At 51.1% G+C, this 24,513-nt stretch carries 21 protein-coding genes; 9 read left to right on the plus strand and 12 right to left on the minus strand.

The genetic code is table 11. From position 1 onward, the window contains the following. Positions 1–17: 17 nt before the first annotated feature. From fliI to fliF, 4 genes are read right to left on the minus strand one after another with little or no spacing between them, the layout of a single operon-like run. Positions 18–1,379 (minus strand): flagellar protein export ATPase FliI, encoded by a 1,362-nt coding sequence (gene fliI, locus L579_RS03370; protein WP_021182866.1) that lies wholly within the window; start codon positions 1,377–1,379, stop codon positions 18–20. After that, entirely contained in the window at positions 1,379–2,080 is a 702-nt protein-coding gene (gene fliH, locus L579_RS03375; RefSeq protein WP_021182867.1) for a flagellar assembly protein FliH, read from the minus strand. The genes fliI and fliH overlap by 1 nt, the downstream gene beginning before the upstream one ends. Continuing rightward, positions 2,073–3,065: a flagellar motor switch protein FliG gene (fliG, locus tag L579_RS03380; protein ID WP_021182868.1), complete on the minus strand. Its 993-nt coding sequence runs from the start codon at positions 3,063–3,065 to the stop codon at positions 2,073–2,075. Before fliG ends, fliH begins: the two co-directional genes overlap by 8 nt. Continuing rightward, a complete protein-coding gene (gene fliF, locus L579_RS03385) occupies positions 3,062–4,777 on the minus strand; it encodes a flagellar basal-body MS-ring/collar protein FliF (RefSeq protein ID WP_021182869.1) in 1,716 nt (571 codons plus the stop codon). Before fliF ends, fliG begins: the two co-directional genes overlap by 4 nt. Positions 4,778–5,008: 231 nt before the next feature. On the opposite strand from fliF, the gene fliE reads away from it, so the two are divergent. Next, entirely contained in the window at positions 5,009–5,320 is a 312-nt protein-coding gene (fliE, locus tag L579_RS03390; protein WP_021182870.1) for a flagellar hook-basal body complex protein FliE, read from the plus strand. 54 nt (positions 5,321–5,374) lie between these two features. Here fliE and L579_RS03395 read toward each other — a convergent pair whose 3' ends face one another. The 3 genes from L579_RS03395 to L579_RS24310 all read right to left on the minus strand — a co-directional run bounded on the left by L579_RS03395 (position 5,375) and on the right by L579_RS24310 (position 8,862). Continuing rightward, a complete protein-coding gene (locus L579_RS03395) occupies positions 5,375–6,628 on the minus strand; it encodes a glucosyl transferase (RefSeq protein ID WP_081692762.1) in 1,254 nt (417 codons plus the stop codon). A 472-nt stretch (positions 6,629–7,100) separates the two neighbouring features. Next, complete coding sequence (locus L579_RS03400) at positions 7,101–8,312, minus strand: diguanylate phosphodiesterase (protein ID WP_021182872.1); 1,212 nt, start codon at positions 8,310–8,312, stop codon at positions 7,101–7,103. A 286-nt stretch (positions 8,313–8,598) separates the two neighbouring features. Further along, positions 8,599–8,862, minus strand: a complete 264-nt coding sequence (locus L579_RS24310) for a hypothetical protein (protein WP_036624925.1) — start codon at positions 8,860–8,862, stop codon at positions 8,599–8,601. Positions 8,863–9,031: 169 nt separating this feature from the next. Here L579_RS24310 and L579_RS03410 point away from each other — a divergent pair, with 169 nt between their 5' ends. Then, positions 9,032–9,298, plus strand: a complete 267-nt coding sequence (locus L579_RS03410; protein ID WP_021182875.1) for a hypothetical protein — start codon at positions 9,032–9,034, stop codon at positions 9,296–9,298. 17 nt (positions 9,299–9,315) lie between these two features. Here L579_RS03410 and L579_RS03415 read toward each other — a convergent pair whose 3' ends face one another. After that, positions 9,316–9,555 (minus strand): DinI-like family protein, encoded by a 240-nt coding sequence (locus L579_RS03415; RefSeq protein WP_021182876.1) that lies wholly within the window; start codon positions 9,553–9,555, stop codon positions 9,316–9,318. Between the two features lie 137 nt (positions 9,556–9,692). On the opposite strand from L579_RS03415, the gene iraP reads away from it, so the two are divergent. After that, positions 9,693–9,986 carry an anti-adapter protein IraP gene (gene iraP, locus L579_RS03420; protein WP_021182877.1) on the plus strand — a complete coding sequence of 98 codons (294 nt, stop codon included), beginning with the start codon at positions 9,693–9,695 and terminating at the stop codon, positions 9,984–9,986. Positions 9,987–10,183: 197 nt separating this feature from the next. Here iraP and L579_RS03425 read toward each other — a convergent pair whose 3' ends face one another. Then, positions 10,184–10,507, minus strand: a complete 324-nt coding sequence (locus tag L579_RS03425; protein ID WP_021182878.1) for a DUF6388 family protein — start codon at positions 10,505–10,507, stop codon at positions 10,184–10,186. A 150-nt stretch (positions 10,508–10,657) separates the two neighbouring features. Between L579_RS03425 and yedD the strand changes: the two genes are divergently transcribed. Continuing rightward, entirely contained in the window at positions 10,658–11,125 is a 468-nt protein-coding gene (yedD, locus tag L579_RS03430) for a lipoprotein YedD (RefSeq protein ID WP_036624928.1), read from the plus strand. A gap of 59 nt (positions 11,126–11,184) precedes the next feature. On the opposite strand, the gene fliT is transcribed toward yedD, so the two are convergent. Genes fliT through fliD form a run of 3 tightly spaced genes read right to left on the minus strand, consistent with a single transcriptional unit; the run spans position 11,185 to position 13,398 of the window. Next, a complete protein-coding gene (fliT, locus tag L579_RS03435) occupies positions 11,185–11,544 on the minus strand; it encodes a flagella biosynthesis regulatory protein FliT (RefSeq protein ID WP_021182880.1) in 360 nt (119 codons plus the stop codon). Continuing rightward, entirely contained in the window at positions 11,544–11,951 is a 408-nt protein-coding gene (gene fliS / locus L579_RS03440; protein WP_021182881.1) for a flagellar export chaperone FliS, read from the minus strand. Before fliS ends, fliT begins: the two co-directional genes overlap by 1 nt. Before the next feature lie 10 nt (positions 11,952–11,961). Beyond that, complete coding sequence (fliD, locus tag L579_RS03445) at positions 11,962–13,398, minus strand: flagellar filament capping protein FliD (RefSeq protein ID WP_021182882.1); 1,437 nt, start codon at positions 13,396–13,398, stop codon at positions 11,962–11,964. A 337-nt stretch (positions 13,399–13,735) separates the two neighbouring features. Between fliD and L579_RS03450 the strand changes: the two genes are divergently transcribed. The 5 genes from L579_RS03450 to L579_RS03470 all read left to right on the plus strand — a co-directional run bounded on the left by L579_RS03450 (position 13,736) and on the right by L579_RS03470 (position 24,498). Next, positions 13,736–15,034: a FliC/FljB family flagellin gene (locus L579_RS03450; protein ID WP_021182883.1), complete on the plus strand. Its 1,299-nt coding sequence runs from the start codon at positions 13,736–13,738 to the stop codon at positions 15,032–15,034. Between the two features lie 320 nt (positions 15,035–15,354). Beyond that, positions 15,355–16,338, plus strand: a complete 984-nt coding sequence (locus L579_RS03455; protein WP_021182884.1) for a radical SAM/SPASM domain-containing protein — start codon at positions 15,355–15,357, stop codon at positions 16,336–16,338. Positions 16,339–16,377: 39 nt separating this feature from the next. Next, positions 16,378–17,217: a hypothetical protein gene (locus tag L579_RS03460; protein WP_021182885.1), complete on the plus strand. Its 840-nt coding sequence runs from the start codon at positions 16,378–16,380 to the stop codon at positions 17,215–17,217. Positions 17,218–17,381: 164 nt separating this feature from the next. Then, positions 17,382–20,909, plus strand: a complete 3,528-nt coding sequence (locus L579_RS03465) for a glycosyltransferase (protein ID WP_021182886.1) — start codon at positions 17,382–17,384, stop codon at positions 20,907–20,909. A 160-nt stretch (positions 20,910–21,069) separates the two neighbouring features. Then, positions 21,070–24,498, plus strand: a complete 3,429-nt coding sequence (locus L579_RS03470; RefSeq protein WP_021182887.1) for a glycosyltransferase family 2 protein — start codon at positions 21,070–21,072, stop codon at positions 24,496–24,498. The last annotated feature ends 15 nt before the right edge of the window (positions 24,499–24,513 follow it).

The following is a 24,513-nucleotide window of genomic DNA, read 5'->3' on the forward strand; positions in this document are numbered from 1 at the left end:
TCCCCCTTCACGCAGGTTTAACCGAACATCGCCTGTAAATGCAGGCAGGCATCGTCGTAGTCGCTGCGTTCGAAAATCCCCTGTTGCAGGAAGGCTTCCATCTGTGGATAGAGCTTAATGGCCCGATCCAGCATCGGATCGCTACCTGCGGCGTAGGCTCCCACGCTGACCAGATCGCGGTTGCGCTGGAAGCTGGAGAGCAGTTGCTTAAACTGACGCACGCGGGCGTAGTGGTTTTCATCGATCAACGCGGTCATGGCACGGCTGATCGAGGCTTCAATATCTATTGCCGGATAATGTCCCGCTTCCGCCAGACGGCGCGATAACACGATATGTCCGTCAAGAATGGCGCGCGCGGAGTCGGCAATCGGGTCCTGCTGGTCGTCACCTTCGGTCAGAACGGTATAAAAGGCGGTAATGGAGCCGCCGCCATGCGTACCGTTACCGGCGCGTTCCACCAGCGCGGGCAATTTGGCAAACACCGAAGGTGGATAACCTTTGGTGGCAGGAGGTTCACCGATAGCCAGCGCGATCTCACGCTGGGCCATAGCGTAGCGGGTGAGTGAGTCCATAATCAGCAGCACATGCTGACCGCGATCGCGAAAATCTTCGGCGATGCGGGTGGCGTAGGCCGCGCCCTGCATACGCAGCAGCGGTGAGACATCAGCCGGAGCTGCAATGACCACCGAACGTGCCCGGCCTTCGGCGCCGAGAATGTTTTCAATAAACTCTTTAACCTCACGGCCACGTTCACCAATCAGGCCAACCACAATCACATCGGCTTTGGTGTAACGCGCCATCATGCCGAGCAGTACGCTTTTGCCGACGCCGGAACCGGCGAACAGGCCCATACGCTGCCCGCGTCCGACGGTAAGCAGGGCGTTGATAGCGCGTACGCCGGTATCCAGTACATCCTCAATCGGGGTACGTTGTAACGGGTTGAAAGGGGCGGTGATCAACGGCGCGCGATAGCCGGTTTCCGGGGAGGGCAGGCCATCAAGTGGCTTACCGCTGCCATCGAGCACCCGGCCCAGCAGTTGTGGACCGAGCAGCAGCTGTTTGCCGCTGTGCGCGTTATCACCGGTGACACGCGCATAAACGCGAGCACCGGGCAAAATCCCGTCCACTTCTTCCAGCGGCATCAGAAACAGTTTCTGGCCGTTAAAGCCGACCACTTCACTTTCTACTTCAGTGATATTCGCGCCGTCATGACGTTCAATAATACAGGTGGCACCCAGCGGCAGTTGCAGGCCGGTGGCCTCCAGAACCAGGCCAGTGGCACGAACCAGGCGGCCATAGCGACGTACGGTCTGCACCTGGGAAATACGATCTTCGAAGGCGTCCAGCGCCCCGAGCCAGCGATTGAGGCGCGTGCTCATCAGAACTCTCCCGGTGCCGCCAGGCGGCACAATTCCTGCCAGCGTGTTGCTACGCTGGCGTCGAGATCGCCATCCTCGGCGCTGAGTTTACAGCCGCCAGGGTGCAGGGTACTGTCGGCCAGCAGACGCCAACCGTGCAGATCCAGCGTCGGGCCGAGGGTTTGTTCAATTCGTTGCAGGTCATCCGGGTGCACGCGTAGCTGGGGTTTCCCGCTGAACATCGGCTCCTGTTGAATCAACTGTTGAATCTGACGCAGCAGCGCGCTGCCATCGACCGTCGTTGCCTGACCGATAACGGTGCGTGCGGCTTCCAGCGCCAACTGCATCAAACGTGCGGCGATTACGCTATCGAGTGACTCCAGCGTGTGCTGAAACTCTGTCACCAGTTGCTGCATACGCGCTTGCAACGGCGCCTGCTGCTGTTGGGCGTCAGCCAGGCCCTGCTGGAAACCAGCGTCGTAGCCATGTTGCTGCGATTCAGCATGACCTTTCTGGTAGCCTTCGCTGTAGCCCTGCGTTTGCGCCTCTTTGCGCATCTGCTGTTGCAGACGCTCCAGTTGTTGTTGCTGTTCATCTTCGGCGCTCAGCACTTCGTCGCTGATGGACTCCAGCGGCAGCTCTTCGGGTTCAGAATCGAATGAACGCCCTAAATCATCAGGCTGCCAGCGTTGCCACGGACGGGCGGAAAAGGCATCAGACATAGGTTTCCTCGCCACCACCAATTACCATTTCGCCTGCCTCTGCCAAACGGCGTACCACCAGCAGGATGGCTTTCTGTTCGTTTTCCACCGCAGACATACGGACCGGGCCACGGTTGGCAAGGTCGTCGCGCAGGATATCCGCCGCACGGGCTGACATGTTTTTGAGGAACTTCTCGCGCAGCGGCTGTTCGGCACCCTTCAGGGCGATCAGCAACTGCTCGGATTCCACTTCCTGCAACAGACGCTGGATGCTGCGGTCGTCCACTTCCACCAGGTTTTCGAACAGGAACATCTCGTCGATGATCTTCTGAGCCAGTTCGCCGTCGAAGTCGCGAACCGCTTCGATAACCGCTTCTTCCTGCTGGGTTTTCATCAGGTTGATAATTTCCGCTGCGGTTCTCACGCCGCCCATCTTCGCGCGCTTGAGGTTGGTACCATCCAGCAGGCTGTTGAGCACTTCGGTCAGCTCGGCCAGAGCTGCTGGCTGCACGCCGCCGAAGGTGGCGATACGCAGCATCACATCGTGGCGCAGACGTTCGTCGAACAGCGCCAGAATATCTGCCGCCTGACCACGTTTGAGGTGGACCAGGATGGTGGCGATAATCTGTGGATGCTCGTCGCGGATAAGGTCTGCCGCCGCCTGCGGTTCCATAAAGTTGAGCGTTTCCATACCGCTGGTGGTTTCGCGGGTTTCGAGAATATCTTCCAGCAGGCTGGAAGCACGCTCTTCGCCCAGCGCCTTAATCAACACGGTGCGCAGGTAGTCGTTGGAGTTGAGACTGAGCGCGGCAAACTGCTCGGCATTCATCTCAAACTCACGCAACACCTCGGTCAGCTGCTTGTGCGAAATCTGTTTCATGCTGGCCATGGCCGCACTCAGATGTTGCACTTCACGCTGGTTGAGGTGTTTAAACACCTCAGACGCACGATCCTCGCCAATGGTCATCATCAGAATGGCGCTTTTTTCAGTACCGGTCAGACTCATAGTTCGTTACTCATCCATTCACGGATCACCAGCGCAACTACGCGTGGATCGTTTTCAGACATATCGCGGATACGCTGGCTCATGACTTCCGCGCTCATGCGGTTAGTTGATTTGCGTTCCTGATCCAGCTCATCTTTACTGAGCTGCACGCTATAGGCTTCTTCCTCTTCCTGCGCAGCGGCACGGGCGGCAGCGGCTTCGGCGGCGGCCTGTTCCTGCTCACGCTTACGCATAATCTGCGGACGTACCAGTTTGCGATAGAGGATGAAGGCAACCAACGCCACCAGCAGCCAGCGACCGGCATTCATCAACTGATCAAAGAACGACTGCTGTTGCCAGAAGGGCAGGTCGCCACCGGCAGGCTCGGTCATATTGAACGGTGAGTTCACCACGTTGATGCTGTCGCCACGGTTCTGCGAATAGCCCATCGCTTCACGGGTCAGGTCTTCAATCTGCTTAATCTGCTGATCATTCAGGGCAACTTCTTTGCCTTTGTCGTCAGTGCGGTAGTTCACCACCACTGCGACCGACAGACGCTGCACATCCCCGACGTTCAGCTTGGTATGACGAATGGTGCGATCCAGTTCGTAGTTAACGGTGTCGTCACGGCGTGAACTGCTTGGGCCGCTCTTTTCGCTGGTACTGGTACTGGTGCCATTGGCCGCATTGTTTTGTCCATTGGCATTCTGACCATTGGCATTGTTAGTGGGCGGATTGGTCACCGGCGCGGTATTCGCTGGGGCGGGCTGATTTGACAATGCACCAGGTACGCCACCCGGGTACGGACTACCGTTCTGCTCGCTGGTGCTGGTCTGACGCGAACGAATCGCTGAATTATCAGGGCTACCGTTAGGCTGATACTTCTCATCCGTCTGTTCGCTACGGTCAAAGTTGAGCTGCGCTGTCACCTGCGCATGTACATTGCCCTGGCCAACAATAGGATTAAGAATCGCTTCGATGCGCTGCTGATAGCGGCCTTCTACTTCGGCGGTATATTTCAGCTGGGCATCGTTCAGATCACGGCCTTCGCTGTCAGAACGGGTCAGCAGACGACCGGCCTGGTCTACCACTGTCACGTTACCCGGCGGCAGGCCAGGCACACTGCTCGAGACCATATGCACCACGGCCTGAATCTGACCTTCGTCCAGAGCGCGGCCTGGTTGCAGATTCAGCGTAACGGAAGCCGACGGCGCTTTCTGCTCACGCACGAACAGGGTCGGTTTCGGCATCGCCAGATGAATACGCGCGCTCTTGACCGGACCGAGTGTTTCGATAGTTCGTGCCAGTTCACCTTCCAGCGCGCGTTGATAGTTAACCTGCTCGCTGAACTGGCTGATGCCGAACTTTTCTTTATCCATCAGTTCAAACCCTACCGAGCCACCTTTCGGCAACCCTTGTTGGGCGAGACGCAGGCGCAGTTCATGCACCTTATCGGCCGGCACCATCAGTGCACCGCCGTTCTCGGCAAACTGGTAAGGAATGTTCATCTGGGTCAGTTGAGTGACAATCGCGCCGCCATCCTCATCAGAGAGGTTGCTATAAAGGACGCGATAGTCGGGGGCTTTTGCCCAGAGCACCAACGCAAAAACCACTGCGATAGCCGCAGCGGCAGCGATAATTAAGGGAATTCGCGGATTGGCGCGCAGGCGGGCGAGAAGGTCACTGAAGCCTTTCTTGGTTGTATCCTGTGTAGCGGCTGCACTCGCATTCATGACCGATTCCTGCCTGACATAATTGACCGGGTGAGTTGTGGTGACAAAACGGACTCCCTGAAACGTCGAAAAATGAAATTCCACTCCAATGCTTTGCATTATTTTCTGAATCGCGAAATTTGATGGGCCAAAAAGCCGGGGTTTTTGCGGTCATTTAACGCCTTTGTCTTATTGACAGTGTGATAACTTTTCCAGCGTGAAAAAATGAATCATCTTCAACGAGGTAATGGCATGTCGATTCAGGCAATTGATGGTGTTCTGCAACAGCTTCAGCTGACGTCGTTGCAAGCCAGCGGCCAGCAGAGTGACGCCACTCAGCAGGTGGACTTTGGCGCAACCATGAAAGCGGCGCTGGATAAGATCAGTGAAACGCAAAACAATGCGCGCAGTCAGGCACAGGATTTTGAACTGGGTAAACCGGGCGTGGCGTTAAATGATGTGATGGTCGATCTGCAAAAATCGTCGATTTCTATGCAGATGGGGATTCAGGTCAGAAACAAGCTGGTGTCGGCTTATACCGATATTATGAATATGCAGGTGTAGTCAGCATCACGCACCGCTACTTCATCTTGCGCCCCTGACGGGGCGCATTCATTTTTACTTTTTGACCAGCTTCATCGCCCAGCACGGTGGCAGTATTCTGATGCTAACCGTTTCACCTGACTCTTTAGCGTCGAATGCACTGACATCCTCATAATAGCCAGAATCAGGAAGTTCATTTAAACGAAACCCCTTTGGTATAAAGGCGGCGAATATTATTAAACCAACCACCAGAATTTGCGTTCTCATGCGGGGCAAGATTGAAACCAGAGCGGTGGCAAGGCAAGCCAGTGCTACATTGGTGACATAAAAATAGCGTTCTCCCGCTTCCGAGTTGAAAGCCACCGGCCACTGCGGTTGATCTACTGAAATAAGCGGCTTCGCCAGTGCAAATCCGATCATTAACACTGGGAATAAAATAATTGATTTTACTCTCCATCCATACTTAATGAACGAAAAAATAAGAATAATAGATAATGCAATAAATAATAAATTGTTGATATTTCCGTGTGCCGCCATTTTTCTTGCCATCTCGAATGGCAGGAATGATCCGTAAATGATACGGCAAGAAACCAGGTTGGCTAGCATGGGAAAACTCGCCCCGAGTGGTGCGTGAGACCGTTCCGCAGTTGGCGATGTTAATATTTCGACAATCTGAATTAAACAACACGCAGCCATGACTACATCGAACAGGCTTATTTTTTTAATTGCGTTCACCACACTGCCATGTGTGTATAGCCGTTTGATAATCAGACATGGAGCGATAAAAATGACAAAAGGCCCGCTCAATCCACTAATAACCAGGACGGTGAAGTCATGTACTTTAGCGGTTAGGCTTTCAGCATCATTTGCCATCACCACCGCTAATAAATACATTGAAAGATACCAGTGAACATTGGTGATATTCACAAACCCTTCAGCAACATTGGGCATCAGTATGAGATAGGCGGCAATTAGCAGACGATATCTTAACTGAATAAAGTTCATTCTGTTAGAAATGATAAAGCCAACGAGAAAGCATCTGATGAGGATAGCAATGATATTCGCAACCAGAGCCGCTTGTTTCAAGCCAAAAAGCAACGCAATACCATAGGTGAGCCTGGATATAGTCTGATAATAGCCAGCCTCGGGTTTCAGCAACGATTGCCAAAAACCATCATTGTAGATACTTGACATCCACAACGCGCCATCTTCCGCCCAGGGTTGTGCATGCGTAATAATATCCGGCCTGCGCAGTGCCAGAAGAACGAAGGCGAAAAACATCAGGCCGAGCAATATGGGCCAGCCTAATATTCTTTTATCTTTTTCCACAAGTATCCTCATTATTGTCATTTCTATGATAATCACCTTATCGGGGCGACAGGATTCAGACCAAATCCTAACACAAGGGAAATGAATTCATTACACATGTGACTGGTTATATCCGTCGATGAAAGGATAGATGGTTTTTGGGGATGCCAATGAGGTAAAAAAATGCCGCAATTATCCTTTATCCGCGCTATCGGATGAGAGGTGCTGATGAAAGCCTGGGGTGCAGGAGGGATACCGCGCTGGAATGTTTTTTAACTGAATAAAATCAACTGCATGGAAGAGGTTTATGCCCCACCCGGCGCTTATCTCCGGCACTCATAATGGCTTAGCTCTTGAAGGGGCAAAGGGATTATCTCAGATTTATCTGAAAAGTATAGGGGCGCAATGGCATTTTTACTGGTTATCGTGAAGTGAATCACAACCCTCTTTACCGGTGGTAGTTCATAACCACCGATTAAGCAATTTTTCACCGTTAGCGTATCTCCGGCCATGCTACAGCCGGGATGCCGTTCAATTGTGGTCGGGCAAACAAAAAGCCCTGAAATTTACTGATTCCTGCCGCCTCCAGCCACATCCACTCTTCGGGTTGCTCTACGCCCTCCGCTATCACGGAAATTTCCAGCGAAGCGCAACACTTGATCATGGCATGCACAATCGCCTGTTTAGGCCCGCTTTTGTGGACATCTTTGATAATGCTGCGGTCAATTTTGATTTTGTCCGGCTGGAACTTTGCCAACAGTGACAGGCCGGCAAATCCGGCACCAAAATCATCGAGGGCCACACTGATGCCCGCTGCTTTGAGTTGTTTAATGGCGGCGGTAAATTCGTCGGCGCGTGAGATGGCCTCATCTTCCGTCACCTCAACCACAATCTGCTCCGGGATCAGGCCATTGGCATGAATTTCTTCCAGCAGGTAGTCCACCGCATTTGGCACCATCACCAGCGACATCGGCAGCAGATTAATCGACAGCGTTAATTTCGGGATGTTGAACTGCTTTGCCAGCTTAAATGCCTGGCTTTTGCATTTGAGATCAACCTCATAAGCCTGCTTGCGACTGTATGGGGCAAAAAACTTTTGTGGTGAGCCGCCATCAGCACTGCGAATCAGCGCTTCCAGCGCCAGTACTTCGCGTGAAAAGGGGTCGATAATCGGCTGGAAAGCAAAATGACACTGGACAGAAGCGTCTTGCGGAACATCGATGATTAAATTTTCCTGCTCGTCGGCGATAAATTCCCAGGTGTTGCCGGGCGGGATTTCGAAATAGTTCTCTTTTTCTCCGGCCTCGACAAACGTTCGCAGAAATCGTAATGCCCGGTCTTCAAAGGTCAGCTGGTATTTTGATGTTCCTTTATTGAGCACCGCCTCTAAGACCGTGGCTTTATCGTGTTCGCGTAAATCAAACAGCTCCATCCCGGTATTGCCAAAACGGCGTGCCGGGGCATAGTCGTGCAATAGCTCTACCAGGTTTTGATGGCGGGCGTCTTTACAGATCCGGTCATAGATAGACTGTACAGCATCGGTTGGCCCTTCCAGCAACTGAAAAAAATGCAGCCCGTCAAATAATAAAATGCCCGTCACATCCAATAATTCATTATTTCTATTGGCTTTTTCAACCATGTCTTCCAGTCTTTTCACTGGAACATGGTCGCAGAGATAGCTGCGATAAAGGATGGTTGAGAGCATGGCAGGTTCCGGAACATTATTTTTGTGAGGTCTACATTAACAGAGCATCCAGGGAAAATGTCTCAGACAGCGATTATTTATATTGAGAAGCGTCTGAAAGCACTCGACAGGGTAAAAAGCGCTGTTCTGTTTACGTCAAATCGGATTCTTTCTGCATCCGACCGTGTTCTGGTCAACGATAAAAATATTAGATTGAAACGACAAATAAAAAGCGTAGTGTGACCTTCGTTAACGGGAGGTGAGCACAATGTTGCGTGATTATTTGAAGATTGATGATAGCGATCGCTTAGTAGAACAGAGCATACAAAGGCTCAACAATCGCGGTCAGGAAGATATTACCGAATGGCGTATTGTCGGGATGAATGGTGAGCATAAGGGCCATGTCTCCCTGTTTGATAAACTGTGCATCCAGCGGTCCTGGAATGTCAGCTACCGTATTACGCAAACCGATGTAAACGGAAGGGTTGTAGTCGATCACTTGACCGACGTGTTGTAATTTTTGCCGTAGTTTTTGTGTTACTTGACCCGCCTGTGAGCGGGTTTTTTGCATTGATACTTTTCGGCGAGTCATTTGCATGGCCGGCACACGGCAGCAAGGGCATCAGCCTCAGTAGAAAAGTCAGATCCGATTATTCTTAATGCGTTATCGATATATTTAACTACCTTTAATCACTGAAGCGTTATTTAAATGGGTAATTTTCACAGAAAAGGAATATAGCATGAGTGATTCAGAGGCAATCAAAACCAAAACTGACTACCTGCGTGATGTCACCTCACAGCTAAAAGAGATGCGTCATTATGCGCAGACCAACACCGAAACTCTTTCCAGTCACTGGCTGGCCTTTGATGCCGGTGAGTATAAAGACAAAGAGTATGCCGCACGATTCGATACGTTGATTAATAAGCAGGGAAAACTGTTGGACGATATTGATCAGGCGATTCAGGATTTGGAAATCGCCGTCAATCATAACGAGCAGGAGCGCTAAGCCACCAACGCGGTGATTTAGTCGGCCACCAGCCACATATCGGCATCATCGAACATCTCTTCGATGATGCGTGCCAGGGTGGCTTTATCATTTTTACTCATATCGGTCTCAATGGCGTTCCGTTCCATCGGTTTGACCCGTACCTCAAGCTCCGGAAATACCCGCTGCACGCGTTTTTCCAGCTCCTGCAAGATCATTTCGCGCGCACCGGGTAATCCTGCGACGTTGCGCTTGTCGTAAATCAGCTCCACAAACATTCAGGGCATTCCATTTAATCAATCAGAGCGTCATATTACTGTAAATAAAAACAGTATCAAGCGGCAGGAAGGGGAAAGCTGATAATTTTCTCGACCTGTCTCTCACCACGTCACTTTTTCACGCCAGGAGGGGAAGCATGCGCCAGTTGGTCGTCGATATTTTACTTAAGATGGCAAAGATGGATGTGGAAGCGAAAGAGCTGATGGCACAGGTCGAAGCGCAGTCGCTGTTGCTGGCCGCGTTATTGATTCAGGCAAAGCAGGATAATTCGCTGACCATCAGTGAAACGGTACAGGATGCGATTGTCACCGCGTCTCGCTCCTCTGAAGAGTTTTTGCAGTCTGATGTGGATCTGCTGTTGACCCATATCAATCGCCTGTTGGCAGTGGCGCGTTATGTCGAAGTGAAGGCGATAGAACGTGAAGAGTAAGTGAAAAAATAGAACCTCTGGAGGTGGAAATCCAGCAACACCTCCAGAGGCGGTGCAAAAGCACCATTCGTTCAAGGACAATCTACGACCGAAGTCGTAGAACTAACTTATACAAGTTTTTCGTCCTTGTACAACTTTATCCTGATCATTTTGAGTGGTACGAGGTGTGAAATCGCGACCACGCAAAACTGAAGTGTTTAAAGTTCGTTCTTAATACAGAACTCTTCCCACGTCATACCTAACGCCGCCGCGTGAGATTTCAGGTAGGTTTCGATGGCCTCTGCGGCCACCGCTTTATCCGGTTCGGCAAGCTGAATAGAAAACAGCATGCCGTCGAGGTTCTTCTGGCGTAAGAACGCGGCATAGATACGTTCTGCGTGCCACTGGTGCAGCGCGTTCAGGGTCATGCCCGCTTGCTGCGCATCATTCTCTGTCAATTCATCCAGCGCCGCCTGGAAATCAGGATGGGCGGCAAAAAACATTTCTCGAGCCTGGGCGTAATATTGTTCTGGCGTTTTCATGCGGAGGTTCCTGCTAATAAACTCGGCGCGTAGTGTAGCGCGCATGCGTCAGCTTGTCAGGAACCAGCCAGATCCTGTGCAGATACCTTGCGCAACGCCCTGGAAAAATTATAACGTAGCCGCCATTGAAGCGAGTGTAGGGATCGAATGATGAAAAAGTGGATGGTACTGGCCGCGCTGGCGCTGACCGGGTGTGCGCAAATCAACAATTATGAAGCGGCGGTGAAGACGCCCGCGCCAGCGGAATTGCAGGGCTACTGGCAAACGGTCGGTCCCCAACGCAAGCTGGTAAGCGACCAGGCAATGGGCAGTCTGATTATTGGCGCACAGGGCGATACGCTTGATTGCCGCCAGTGGCAACGCGTTATTGCCAAACCCGGCAAGCTGACTCGTCTGGATGACCAATGGGTTAACGTGACACGGCAGGTGCGTGTGATGCCGCTTAGATTAAATAATGGTGAGCTGCGTTACGATGGCTTGCGGATGCGTAAAGTGGACCGCCCAACGGTTGAATGTCAGCAGGCATTAAAAGAAGTCGCCGCACGGCCAAATGACGATGTGATTCAGAATATTGAACCCGAGATTTTGCGTCCGACGCAGAGTGCTGCACAGAATTAATTGTTGAGAAAAAATAGCGGCAGGGAAAGAGGCTTCGCTGCCGCTACTTCAGGTAACACTCAGACTGACTGACGTGGTACCAATACGCTGCCTTGCTTGCCGTAGGCGCTCATCATGGTTTTTTGCCGTGATGATTGTCCAACCAACTGTGCCAGTTCATCCAGACGTGCCTGTAACAGGCGTTTGACTTCACTCTCATTGTCAAGGATATGGCGTAATACCGGGCGCAGTTGCTCCTGAGTTTGCAGCGAAGGTGCGTTATCTTGCGTCGATCGTGCCAACTGTTGCACCGCACTAACGTATTCCATCTCCTTGGTGATTAATTCATCCCATTCGCCGTCTGCGGCAAGGCGCAGCATTCCCTGGCTGAGATCGAGTAACTGCTGGTAAATGGCAATCAGATGCGGTGCGATAGTCATTAAACGGCGTCCTGAAGGTGTTGAGGTTGAGCGACTTCTTTCCAGGCATCAGCGATGTTACGTAGTAGCCCTTCAACTTCTTCGATGGCTTCTACGTCATTACGCAGATTGGCCTGTAACAGACGGCGAACCATGTAGGCGTACAGCCCTAACAGGTTATCGGTGAGTTCATCACCGCTGCCTTCTGCCAGACCCTGTTTGAGTCCGTTTTCAATAATATTGATCGCTTTAGAGAGCGACAGACCTTTGCCCTCCATATTTCCGTCCTGCAAAAACAGACGGGCGCGTACCAGTGCACTGAGCGCACCGTCAAACAGCATCACCACCAGTTGCTGCTGGCTGGCGCTCATGACGGCGCTTTCAACGCCGATTTTGGCATAGGCTTGGGTGCCATTTGCGCTATACATGAATCACTCCTTATGAGGATGAGCTACTGGTCGTCGTGCTGGAGCTGCTTGAAGAATCAAACTGCTGTGTCAGGTAGCTACTGGTACTGTTTAACTGACTCATCAAAACATCGAGGGCAGTAAACTGTGTTTTATAACGCGCGATCAGGTTATCGATACGCGTACTCATATCGTTGTACTGATCGGTCAGATCATTCAGGGTTTTACTCACGCCATCGGTGGCCGCCTGAACGATACCGGTGGTAGAAAGCCAGCTGGTCAGGTTGGTGGCGATGGTGGTGGTGATGCCCGTGGTGGTGCCATCGCCAACGATCATCTCTTTCACGCCATCAGGGTCGCTGGTCAGGGCGGTTTCCAGTTCATCGGAATCCAGCTCCAGCTGACCGGATGTCGGGTCAGTGGTAATCCCGATCTGCGCCAGCGTTTTATAGGTTGAGCTGCTCTGCGCATTGGTCAGCATGCTTTTCAGCTGCGTCTGAATGGTACGCAGGGTGCTGTCACCGAGCAGCGCGCCGTTGCTGGAGTCCTGTGAATCTGAACCGACATCCACCGCGGTATATTTGGTCAGAGTGTCGAACTGCGTCAGCAGGGTGTTATAGGCATCAACCCAGCTCTCAATCGCGCTTTGTGCTTTCGACGAGTCTTTGGTGATGCTTAATGTCGCGTTACCGGTGGTGGTGTCATTGAGTTTGAGCGTAATGCCTTCCAGCGCATCACTGATGGTGTTGCTGCTGTTCTCAATTTCAACGTTGTTTACCGTCAGCTTGGCGTTCTGAGCCGTGACGCTTTCCGTCATGGCGTTGCTGCTGGAGGTTGAGTCATATCCCACGATGCCTTGCAGGGTGTCATCGCCGGTCACGCTGATGCTGCTAACGGCATAATCGCTGCCGGTTTCTGACGACGTCAGTGACAGGCGATAGCTGCTATCACCGGTTTTAATAATGGTGGCGGTGACACCGGCATCGGCACTGTTGATGGCATCACGCATACCCGTCAATGACGTCTGATCGCTGGTCAGGGTGATGTCTTTACTGGTGCCATCCACCAGGGTAATGGTCATCGTACGGCTGCTGGCAGAGCTGTCGCCCAGCGCGGTGCTGTTGCTGGTCTGTGTTGCTGAAGTCAGGGTTTGTGCCTGTGCCAGCTGTGACACGCTAATGGTGTAGTTTCCGGCTACTGTGCTGCCAGATGTTGTGGCGCTAAAGGCACTGGAACTGCTGGTGGCAGATGTCGCAGTAAAAAGGTCTGCGTCATTCAATGCGGTATTCGCGGTCTGGAAGGTGGTCAATGCGCTTTTCAACGTACCGTAAGCGCTCAGCTTGGCGGTATAAGCCGTCTGCTGAGTAGAGATAGGATCTAATGACGCTTTTTCGGCGGTTTCCAGACTATCCAGAATGCTACTTAAATCGAGGCCTGAACCGACACCCAGGGTAGAGATACTTGCCATGTTGTTTCCTTTTTATGTCGACACGGAGAGTGAATACCGGGGTTATCGGCTTTCGATGGGGAAAGTTTAAAATTATTTACCTGCGAGTAATAAAGCGAATAGCGCATATAGAGAAGGGTATTTCTGACGCTAGAAAAGTGATCATTTATATCTAAAGAAGTCTGCGGGTCGGGCGATAAACATAAGCGTGACAGGCTGAAGACAAAAATTTTTGCCTGGTACTAAAAAAAATCTAAAGGTTGTTTAAGGGCAGACGATAACAACTTTGACGGCGCTGAAGCCGGCGGGTTGAAGCCCACACCTTAACCGAAAGACTTGATTAACAGGAATATTTATCATGGCCCAAGTCATTAATACCAACAGCCTCTCGCTGATCACTCAGAACAACATCAACAAGAACCAGTCTGCTCTGTCTACTTCTATTGAGCGTCTGTCTTCTGGTCTTCGTATTAACAGCGCTAAAGATGACGCAGCGGGCCAGGCAATTGCTAACCGCTTCACTTCTAACATCAACGGCCTGACTCAGGCAGCGCGTAACGCCAACGACGGTATCTCTGCTGCGCAGACTACTGAAGGCGCACTGTCTGAAATCAACAACAACTTACAGCGTATCCGTGAACTGACCGTACAGGCACAGAACGGTACCAACTCTGATTCCGACCTGTCTTCAATCCAGGACGAAATCAAATCACGTCTGGATGAAATCGACCGTGTGTCTGACCAGACCACTTTCAACGGCGTGAACGTGCTGTCTAAAAACGGCTCAATGAGCATTCAGGTTGGTTCTAACGATGGCGAAACCATCGACATCAACCTGGAGCAGATCGACTCTTCAACTCTGGGTCTGAGCGGCTTCTCTGTTTCTAAAAACTCTCTGGATGTGACCGACGCGGTTACTCAGGTTGCCGATACTGGCGGCGTGATGACTGATGTTGACATGTCAGACGTAGCAACCAAACTGGGCGTGAGCAGCGGTACTCTGTCTCTGCACCAGATCTCTGGCACCAACGAATATGTTGTTCAGTCTGGCAGCGATTACTACTCTGTATCTGTTGATAACAGCGGTGCAGATGCCGGTAAAGTTGAACTGAACACCACCGACGTTTCTTACGGTGACGAATCTAACGGTATCGCCACTAACGGCGCGGTACAGAGCGGTCAGCTGATTAAAGTTGGCACCGACAGCAGCGGCAACGCAACTGCCTACGTTACCATCCAGGACAAAAACTACAGCGTGTCTTCTGGCCTGCTGGCAAACAGCTCCGATGCAACTGCTGCGACTTCTGGCGCAACTTCAGGTATCGAACTGAGCTCTACCGGTGGCGTGACTGCAACCACAGAATTCTCTGGCGCAGCAACTGCTGACCCGCTGGCGCTGCTGGACAAAGCTATCGCTAAAGTTGATACCTACCGTTCAAGCCTGGGTGCGGTGCAGAACCGTCTGGACTCTGCTATCACCAACCTGAACAACACCACGACGAACCTGTCGGAAGCGCAGTCTCGTATCCAGGATGCGGACTACGCAACAGAAGTGTCGAACATGTCTAAAGCACAGATCATCCAGCAGGCAGGTAACTCCGTGTTGGCGAAAGCTAACGCCGTACCTCAGCAGGTTCTGTCTCTGCTGCAAGGCTAATCAGCGTAACAGGCGTTATCTAAACAGACTTGTCTGGCATAACGAGTTACTGAATCTGATTAACGTAAACGAAGGGTGTTTATACACCCTTCGTTTTTTGCTTTCTGCAAGCCAGAACACGCTCACCAGGGTGAATACGTAGGCGGCAAATAGGCGTGAATTAGGCCTTTATCTCACGATTGAAAAGGTTTACCCGGTGTTAATTTTAACCTCATTTAACCGCCCGGATCCCTCCTGGCACTTTAGCAGAGTCATCCCATTCTGGCTTCGGTAAGAGCAGATAACTTGTCAAACCGGAGGGGATAAGCAGGAGAGTTTCAATGAACTATTTCGATCAGATCAGTTTCGGTTCAGACGAAAGCATTATGAATTTGTTAGATAATCGTCGCAGTGCGCTACTGACGGATATTCAGAAACAAATCATGTTCAAACGACATGTTGAAATCGTCAACCTGGAGCTCTCATACAGTTGTAACCGGAAATGCGATTATTGCCCGGTAAGTTTTTCAAATCGTCAGTCAGTGCAACGCTTCATGGACCAGACTTTATTAGAAAAGATCTGTCATGAACTGGCGGCCGTTCGTTATGAGAATCGCATCTCGTTAAATCTTTATAACGAACCGTTAATGGACCTGGCACTGGAAAGCAAAATTGCTTTGATAAAACGCACGTTACCCTATACCCATGTGGCATTTAACAGTAATGGGGATTATCTGGACAGCGAACGCCTGGCTACCTTAGCTGAAAGTGGACTGGATGCCATATGTGTGACGTTACATCCCAATGCGAACGTCATACAAAGTGCATCCTCCATTTGTCGGCGAGTGCATAAAATTGTCGATCGATTGGGTTGCGAACACTTGTTTGCCGATTTCAGTGTAGATGATGTGACGCAGTCAACGAACATTGAGTTCAGCCTGCGGGGCGTAAAAATTAAAGTCCAATGGCCAGACTGGCGCAAAAGCGGCACAAATCGCGCGGGATTATTAACAGAACATGTGGCGAGCAGTGCGATTCGTACGCAGCCCTGTGTGAAGCCATTTAGAGAATTCACCATTTTCTATGACGGTACGGTACAACCTTGCTGCGAAAGTTTTCTTGATGACAAGACTAATCTTGCTTCAGCAGGGAGTTTACAGACGTTGTCAATCTATGACATCTATGCTGGGAAAATGCTCAGTAATTTCCGTAAAGGGCTATTTGATTTTGGCTTGAAAAAAGGAATTTGTGCTTCTTGTACTGTTGCGGACTATAGCCGTGAAGAAGATGATGCTGAACGCAAGCGTATATTACAGGCGTTATAAATCAAGACATTTCCGGGCATTTTATCAAAGAGAAAAGACATGAGAGACATTGAAGATTTTATTACTGGTGAAAGTCGCTATTTCGAACCCATGCTGATGCGTGCAACCCAATCGACAGCAGCGCAGCGGGAACAATGGCGTACGGAGACGATTCGGGAACGCCAGGAGCGTATTTCACTTGAAGTCTTTGAACAGTTAGAGGGCCATGTTAAATACGGTCCTTTTACTGGTATGAAACTCGATCGTAATACCTGGTGGGGTAAGCTTGATCTTGCGTCACAATGTCTGGGTTTATATGAAAAAGAGATTCTTGATATTGTCGGAGAAATAAATCCCGATCAGTACAGTCGATTTATCGATATTGGTGCTGCTGATGGATATTATGCTATTGGGATGCTGCTTTCCGGTAAATTTAACAAGACATCTTGCTTTGAAATAACGGAAAAAGGGCGCGAAGTCATCGCCAAAAACTGGCAAAACAATGGTTCACCCGGTGAATTGCGTATTTTTGGTGAGGCGACTGAGAAGAGTCTGGCCGCGCTACCTGCGGAGCAAAGGTACAACGCGTTTGTACTGGTGGATATTGAAGGGTTTGAGTTTGAATTGTTGAGCGAAAAAACACTTTCGTTGCTGCAATCCTGTACTGTTATTATTGAAATTCATCATTGGGTTGATGATTTTTTGCCACGTTATACAAGGTTATTGCGCACAGCAAGTCAGTTTTTTGACCTCGAGCTGCTTAAACCTGTCGAGCGTGCCACACTCCATCTGGCTGAACTGCGTGATTTAACCGACGATAACCGTTTACTACTGACTTCCGAGCGACGTCCGGGTGTTATGCGTTTCTTAAAACTTTCGCCAAAATCACCGGCCATGTGACATTCAGCAGCGCCTGATTGCTGACCAAAACGGTATGAATAGGCGGCGATTCACGGTGTTGCTCGACGGATTGAATCCAGAGAGGCTCTTTATCATGAGGAATACTCGTCTTTCTGCGCCTGACAAAGAGTGCTGGCGCAACGTATTCCAGCGAAGGGCCTCTGATGAATCACTCTCCACTTGTCAGCATTATTATCACTGCACACGTTCCCGTATGGCTGGAGGGAGCGCTTAAAAGCGCCCTGGCACAGGACTATCCGCATTGTGAGATTCTGGTCTCCGATACCAGTGGCAAACAGTTTATTGGTCAACGGTTACAACCTTATCTCAATCAGCCAGGACATACCGTCAGGCACTTAATCTTTCCAACTGGGTACTCAACAGCACTGGCTGAAGCGATCCATTCGGCACAAGGCAAATACATAAAGTTGCTGAGTTTTGCCGATCAATTGGCACCTCAATGTGTTTCAACGATGGTCCAGGCGTTAGAAAGCCTGCCTCAGGCGGTGCTGGCTGTCTCCAAACGTAAGCGACTTGATGCAGGCGGTGAGGATGTGGCGGATACGTTATCCACAGCGGCATTTTTGCCACATCCGGGGCTGGTAAAGGGTACCGACCTGCTGCGTTATCAATGTCGTCTCAGCTACAACCTGATCGGTGACCTCAGTGCGACCTTAATCAGGCGGGAGTGCCTGTTGGCACTGATGCCAGAACCAGAGGCGCTGTTCACCCTTGAGAATGAAACATTAGCACCAGCAGGTGCACTGGTTTTGTATAGCAAATTGTTAGCACAGGGTGATGTGGTTTGGTTCCCGACCCCACTCTGCGCAGTACGCGTTTCTGATGTCCATCCTCAACCTCATCAGATCGAGGATGACGAGCCGGCTCGGACGTCGCGAGAGAGAGTGATTCAGTTTTTGCGGCAAGCATCCTGGCAGAGCAGCGCAAAAGGGCCATCAGAGCTCATCTCTGTTGCGCCCTTATCACAGCCAGCGGCATTTACGCAGCATAATGTCAGGCAGTTGCAATATCATGCACTCAGTCTCAGTACGCTTTTTCACTGGAATGCGGTACGAAGTCTGAAGCCGGTTCACCAGGCGGCGCTGGAACAGTTGAGCGATCGTGCACCACAGCCTGCGAGCCTTGCGATCATCATTATCGTCACGCCTGAAAATGTAGAGCAGCTGAATGACACGTTAACATCCCTGAGTGATTTTTCTTCGCCATTATTGGTACTTACCCCTTTATTGGTCGGTGAGGTAACTGACAATACGCAGGGAGTCCCAGCCTGGCCTGCATCAGCTGAATCCCGACTTGCGGTAATTAACCAGCTCATTGCTGAGCAGTCGTACACTTGGTTGATGTGTGTTGAGGCCGGAACACGTTTTAATCTCTCCGGACTAATGGCGTTGTCTACCACTTTGCCATCACGGGATGACGTGTTGGCGCTGTATGCAGATGAGTATTTCTATATTGAACAGCAACCCGCAGGTCTGGCATTCCGACCTGATTTCAATCTGGATATGTTGCTCAGTTCACCGAAGTCCATGGCACGACACTGGCTATTTCGTCGTGAACTGTTACTCGCAGCAGAAGGGTTTGACATCAATTTTAACCAGTCAGCTGAACTGGATCTGATCGTCAAACTGATTGAATCGCAGGGGTTGAATGTCGTCGGTCACCTCGCGGAACCACTTCTGACAGCTCATCTTCGACCACGAGATATTGCGCAGGATGCACAGATTATCCAGCGTCATCTGCACAACCGTGGTTATGCAGAGGCGGAAATTGCGCTTGATGGCTACTACAACTATCGGCTGCGCTATAACCATGCTGATCAACCCAAGGTTTCCATAATCATTCTGGCCGGGGAAAGCCTGGCGGCGTTGATCACCTGTGTCACAACATTGATGGAGAAGACACGTTATCAGCATTACGAGTTGATGATCGTGGCTGACAATCAGCATAGCCAGGACCGCGATAACTGGCTTGAGGCGATTGCAACCGTTGATGTAGAGCGTATCCGCGTCGTGCGTTACGACGGTGAATGGCATCAGGGCGCAATGGCGAATCTGGCAGCAGAACATGCACAGGGCGAATACCTGATGTTTTTGCACAGTGAGCTAGCCATTACGGATGGCGAGTGGCTGGCGAATTTGCTCAATCATGCGCAACGCCCGGAAGTGGCGATTGTGGGAGGCAAGCAACTGTCGGCGGATAATAAAGTGCGCCATGCGGGCTTTGTCCTGGGTGTTAATGGCATCGCTGGCGATGTATTTCGCGGCCATGACGATAAGGCCCCGTCTGCGCTAGGACGCCTACATCTCGATCAAAACTACAGTGCCGTATCGGGCGACTTTATGCTTGTTCGTTTTACGGTGTTTGCCGCTCTGAATGGTTTCGATGAAACCCTGACGCTATTCAGTGACGTTGATCTTTGCCTGCGCGCCCGAAATCAAGGCTATCTGACAGTGTGGACGCCCTATGCCCGTGTATTGCGGGCGGCAGATCGAAAACGTCCGTTTGCGGGCGTGTCGATCCAGGCTGCGGCGCGACTCAAGCAACAGGAAGAGGATTTGCTGTTGCAGCGCTGGTTACCGTTAGTTGGACGCGACCCTGCGTATAACACCAACCTGTCGCAACGTGGTCGACATTTTGATATCAGCAATGACAGTGAAATGTGCTGGCAGCCAGTGAGAAGTGCGGGTTTACCACAGCTGTTACTCCACCACTCAGATACGGCGGGTTGCGGTCACTATCGTATGCTGCAACCCTTGCACGCGATGCAAATGGAAGGCAAGGCACAGGGTAACGCCTCTCTCTCATTGCTTAACCTGAGTGAGGTGGCACAGTATCGTCCAGACAGTTTGATTATCCAGCGCCGGTATGCACCTGCCTTCCATACCTGGATTGAGCGTGCCGGTAAGATTCCCGAAATGTTCAAAGTGTTTGAGCTGGATGACTATATTCTTAATTTGCCCATGAAACACTACAACCGCGCCAATTTCCGGCAGGAAGTATCGGGGCATTTACGTAAAAGCCTGAGCTATTTTGACCGCTTCGTGGTGTCGACACCGCCATTGGCTGAGGCCCTGTCGTCTTTCCACCCTGATATTCAGGTGGTACTTAACCGTTTGCCGGTTAACTGGTGGGGAGGGCTACACAGTCTACGTGGGCAAGGGCGTAAACCTCGTGTCGGCTGGGCTGGTGGCTCCAGTCATCAGGGGGATCTGGAAATGATAGCGGATGTGGTCAAAGCGCTTGCCAACGAAGTGGAATGGGTGTTCATGGGGATGTGCCCGGAGAAACTGCGCCCTTATGTGCATGAACATCATTCAGGTGTGGACATCAGTCTTTATCCGGCCACGCTGGCTGCACTGAATCTGGATCTGGCTCTGGCACCGGTAGAGGATAATATCTTCAACGATTGCAAAAGCAATCTGCGCTTGATGGAGTATGGCGCTTGTGGCATCCCGGTGGTGTGCAGCGATGTCCAATGTTATCGCCACACTAACCTACCGGTGACCCGCGTGAAAAATCGCTTCAAAGATTGGGTCGATGCGATCCGTATGCATCTTAATGACCTGAATGAAAGTGAACGAACCGGTCTCGCCCTCCAGCGGCAGGTGCGTGAAGAGTGGATGCTCAAAGGCACCCATGTTGATAACTGGCTCAAAGCCTGGAGCGCCTGATTACTGTGTCATGCAGGCTGGGTATCCCATCCAGCCTGTTTCCTTTGATATGAAAAATGCCGCGTTTTTGCCCTCTGTTTTGGGGATTGGTTGTCACCTGTCATGGCTACTATAGAGAAAATTTGCCCGGCAACACTTGCCGCTCAATATACGCGTAACCATGATGACGACTATTCAGGACGAAAATTTCCCTTATTTCATTATCGCGCCAGATTACCGCGACTCTTCTGCTGGCGTGCAGGTTATGCATCGCTTGTGCCATCTGTTAAATGAAAGTGGCAGACGCGCATGGATGGTGAATTGTAAGGTCAATCCAGAATGGAATACCCCGGCGGTGACCGGGAAAGAGTTGCGTGACTACCGTTTGCGCGGCGGCCTGTTTATTGCTGTTTATCCAGAAGTTGTCAGCGGGAATCCACATCAGGCTCCGGTCGTGGTGCGATATATGTTGAACCGTGAGTCGGCAATTAATGGCAATACATTACAAGACAAGGTGGGCGACCTCTTTTATTGGTATCGACCGGAGTTCGCTGCAAAGCACCACCACGCCAATATTCTCAATATTGAGTGTTATGACCTTGACCTGTTTTGTGATGAGCAGCGTAAACGTAATCGTGATGTGCTGTACCTGAATCGAGTTCCAGAATCTGCCGTTGATTTCGCGTCATTGCCTGCGGATATACAGATTCTCTCCATGCGTAATCCGTTATCGTTGCCACAACTCGCCGAAATACTCAAAACTACCCGTACGTTATACACCTATGAATCCTCGGGAACAGGGTTGCTAGCCGTACTCTGTGGTTGTCCGGTGGTGGCGTTGACGGCCAGGGGCTATGAACAGCATGCGGTAACACCCGCAACGATCAATGATCTAAATGGATTAGGCTATTGTTGGGATGACAAACCTGGGACCCTGGAGAGGGTGCGCAGTAACATCGGAGAGATGCATGATGTGTTACTTGAGCGCCGTAAACAGACTGCGTCACAGCTTGACCATCTGGTGAGCTCTTCACAGCAGGCAGCCAGAGAATTTCAGCAAACGGTTTGGGAAGGACGCCTGGAAAATTGGTTGGTGAACCGAAGTTTGACACCCGCGCTGAAAAGCGAACTGCAATTTACGCAGATGCCTCGTTTGCTTATCACGATTTTTGATGATGCCGAACATCCCGATCGCTTGTCGTTAACGCTTGATACGCTGGCTGAACATCCTGCTTACGTGGCTATTGTCATTGTTTCATCGCGTCAGGATGCCGCAAGGCAAGGTGTTGAGGTTGTTGCACTGACGCATTGGCGAGGGTGGTTGGCACGGCAGGTTGCTGAGGATACTTTTGATTGGTTGCAGTGTATTCCTGCTGGTGGTTTTTATAGCGCTGAGTGCTGGCCGGGCCTGGCACATTTCCTTGCGAGTCAGACGCAAGTGCAGGCGGTGTATGCCGACGAGTTATGGCTTGATGCTAACGGTGAGCCGGTTCCACATCTCAAACCGCAATGGGATTGGGATTTGTTCAGTAACGCACCCGAAATCTATCTCAAACGCTGCCTGCTGGCGCGAAGTGCATTCGCTCAATGGCTGGATACAGCCCATTTAACGCAGGCACTGGACGTTAGCGTGCTGCAACAACTTTATCTCCACACCGGTGTTATGGCTATTCGGCATTATCCCGACCTGATCTGTATTTTGCCGCAGCCGCAAGTGCACACCGAGGAGAGTGATGAGGCTGCTCAGGCGCTAAACGCGTTGACAATCCAACGAGGTTATCCGACGGCCTCCGTAGAGGTACAACCCGGTTTGCCGATGCGTGTTGTGTACCATCATCGAGCGCAGCCCTTGGTTTCTTTAATACTGCTGGCGGGCAACAAACTGGCGGCTCTTGAACGTGCAATCACCAGTTTGCTGCAATATAACGCATGGGCAAATACCGAATTGCTGGTGATCAATCATCAACATAGTGATAGCACGATCAATACATGGCTGGAGGGACTCGCAAGCATTGATCCTGCGCGTATCCGGGTGATTAATCTTACTGTCGGCTGGCAGCCTGTAATATTACGCAATCGTGCTTCGCAACACGCCAAAGGCGAGTTTCTTTGCTTTATCGAACCTCACCTGATTTTCTTTAGTGATAACTGGCTTTCTGCGCTGATGAATCACGCTCAACGTCAGGAAGTGGCTGTGGTTGGTCCAAAACTGATCCATACGGAGCAGCATATCCTGTCGGCTGGCATCATTGGTGGTTATCGTGGCCTTGCCGGGCACATTGGTAAGGGGGAACGTTGGGATTCGATGATCGCCGCCGGTTTCCTGCAAAGTGACCGTTATTCTCGCCTGTTAGATGGGCAATGCCTGGTGGTTCGCCAAACATGCTGGCATGAGATGAAGGGACTGGACGAGAGTTATGGCGACATTGCTCTGGCGGAAATCGATTTTTTCCTCAAGGTCGCGCAAGCTGGTTACCTGTCCATCTGGACGCCCCACAGTGTGGTCGCAACTGATGCTGATGCGCGTGGATTTAATCCATCTTCTGTCGAGGCTTCGCATCTTCAGCAGCAATGGGGCAGAAGTCTATTCTGTGACCCTGGCTATCACCCCAGTCATTCTCTGTATGGCGAACCCTTCACGGTTGATGAAAGCGTCAAGCAAATGTGGCCAGCATTCACCCAGGCAAACATCCCACGCGTCGTTTGGGTACAGGGAGATAACGGCATGCCCGCCAGCGCTTACCTGGGCGAGATACTGAGTGCGATGGCGCAGCAACAACAGATTGCGTTGCTCACATATGATGCCCTCGCGCCTTGGGTGTTGGTGCGCTTACAGCCAGACATGCTGATCATATCGGCGGAGGTGGGCGAACGCCAACTAGGGCATCTTAAGTCGATTACCACCATGACCGGTTGCCAGACGTATTGTTTACCTGAGGCTGGCATTAATCAGCAAGCGGTCCAGGGACTGTTGCATGCCGATTGGCTCGCTGGCTGGCTGGTACGCAACGAAGAGTTAAAACTCTGGCTGCAAAAACGTAAGCAAACGGTCTATTCCCTGCCATCGTTGGTGGTCATGCCAAAACTTCAGTCAGGAGTCGCCCCACGCGGCACGAAACTGCGGGTCTTATGTGACACTCTGCAATTAAGTGATGCTGAAAAGCGCTTCTTTGCCCCTGTCATCAACGAAACCGCGGGATTTATCGATTGGGTCATTCGTGGCGATGTTCCCGCCGGTTGGTTTGCCGGTGTGAGTGAAATACATCGAACGCACTCTGTGCTAGTGAACGCTGATGACATCATATCCCTGCAAGTCAATCTGGCGGTGCTGTTTCGTCTCAACAATGATGAAAACCGCTTCAAAGATAATTTGCCCCTGCTGCATTACCAGGCGGCTTCGCTTCCGGTGTTGTGCAGTGAGCATATCGCGTTGGCACACGGCGGGTCAGTAACAGCGATAAGGAATAAAGACAATGTTTGGATTACTCGCTTACGTGAATGGCATCAGAACGTTGAGCCAGCAGTGGTGTCGCCAGTAAACCGCGAAAACCAGTTAACGACAAACACGCTTGCGACCTTTTGGCAGCAGGCCGGTGTAGATCTCCAATAACCGTGACACATTACT

This window comes from Pantoea sp. AS-PWVM4 (assembly GCF_000468095.1).
Lineage (GTDB): Bacteria > Pseudomonadota > Gammaproteobacteria > Enterobacterales > Enterobacteriaceae > Pantoea > Pantoea phytobeneficialis.

What these genes read in the sequence shown, in the direction of transcription:
- fliI (WP_021182866.1), bottom strand. Translation starts at nt 1,379, where the DNA reads ATGAGCACGCGCCTCAATCGCTGGCTCGGGGCGCTGGACGCCTTCGAA.
- fliH (WP_021182867.1), bottom strand. Translation starts at nt 2,080, where the DNA reads ATGTCTGATGCCTTTTCCGCCCGTCCGTGGCAACGCTGGCAGCCTGAT.
- fliG (WP_021182868.1), bottom strand. Translation starts at nt 3,065, where the DNA reads ATGAGTCTGACCGGTACTGAAAAAAGCGCCATTCTGATGATGACCATT.
- fliF (WP_021182869.1), bottom strand. Translation starts at nt 4,777, where the DNA reads ATGAATGCGAGTGCAGCCGCTACACAGGATACAACCAAGAAAGGCTTC.
- fliE (WP_021182870.1), top strand. Translation starts at nt 5,009, where the DNA reads ATGTCGATTCAGGCAATTGATGGTGTTCTGCAACAGCTTCAGCTGACG.
- L579_RS03400 (WP_021182872.1), bottom strand. Translation starts at nt 8,312, where the DNA reads ATGCTCTCAACCATCCTTTATCGCAGCTATCTCTGCGACCATGTTCCA.
- L579_RS24310 (WP_036624925.1), bottom strand. Translation starts at nt 8,862, where the DNA reads ATGCAAAAAACCCGCTCACAGGCGGGTCAAGTAACACAAAAACTACGG.
- L579_RS03410 (WP_021182875.1), top strand. Translation starts at nt 9,032, where the DNA reads ATGAGTGATTCAGAGGCAATCAAAACCAAAACTGACTACCTGCGTGAT.
- L579_RS03415 (WP_021182876.1), bottom strand. Translation starts at nt 9,555, where the DNA reads ATGTTTGTGGAGCTGATTTACGACAAGCGCAACGTCGCAGGATTACCC.
- iraP (WP_021182877.1), top strand. Translation starts at nt 9,693, where the DNA reads ATGCGCCAGTTGGTCGTCGATATTTTACTTAAGATGGCAAAGATGGAT.
- L579_RS03425 (WP_021182878.1), bottom strand. Translation starts at nt 10,507, where the DNA reads ATGAAAACGCCAGAACAATATTACGCCCAGGCTCGAGAAATGTTTTTT.
- yedD (WP_036624928.1), top strand. Translation starts at nt 10,658, where the DNA reads ATGAAAAAGTGGATGGTACTGGCCGCGCTGGCGCTGACCGGGTGTGCG.
- fliT (WP_021182880.1), bottom strand. Translation starts at nt 11,544, where the DNA reads ATGACTATCGCACCGCATCTGATTGCCATTTACCAGCAGTTACTCGAT.
- fliS (WP_021182881.1), bottom strand. Translation starts at nt 11,951, where the DNA reads ATGTATAGCGCAAATGGCACCCAAGCCTATGCCAAAATCGGCGTTGAA.
- fliD (WP_021182882.1), bottom strand. Translation starts at nt 13,398, where the DNA reads ATGGCAAGTATCTCTACCCTGGGTGTCGGTTCAGGCCTCGATTTAAGT.
- L579_RS03450 (WP_021182883.1), top strand. Translation starts at nt 13,736, where the DNA reads ATGGCCCAAGTCATTAATACCAACAGCCTCTCGCTGATCACTCAGAAC.
- L579_RS03455 (WP_021182884.1), top strand. Translation starts at nt 15,355, where the DNA reads ATGAACTATTTCGATCAGATCAGTTTCGGTTCAGACGAAAGCATTATG.
- L579_RS03460 (WP_021182885.1), top strand. Translation starts at nt 16,378, where the DNA reads ATGAGAGACATTGAAGATTTTATTACTGGTGAAAGTCGCTATTTCGAA.
- L579_RS03465 (WP_021182886.1), top strand. Translation starts at nt 17,382, where the DNA reads ATGAATCACTCTCCACTTGTCAGCATTATTATCACTGCACACGTTCCC.
- L579_RS03470 (WP_021182887.1), top strand. Translation starts at nt 21,070, where the DNA reads ATGATGACGACTATTCAGGACGAAAATTTCCCTTATTTCATTATCGCG.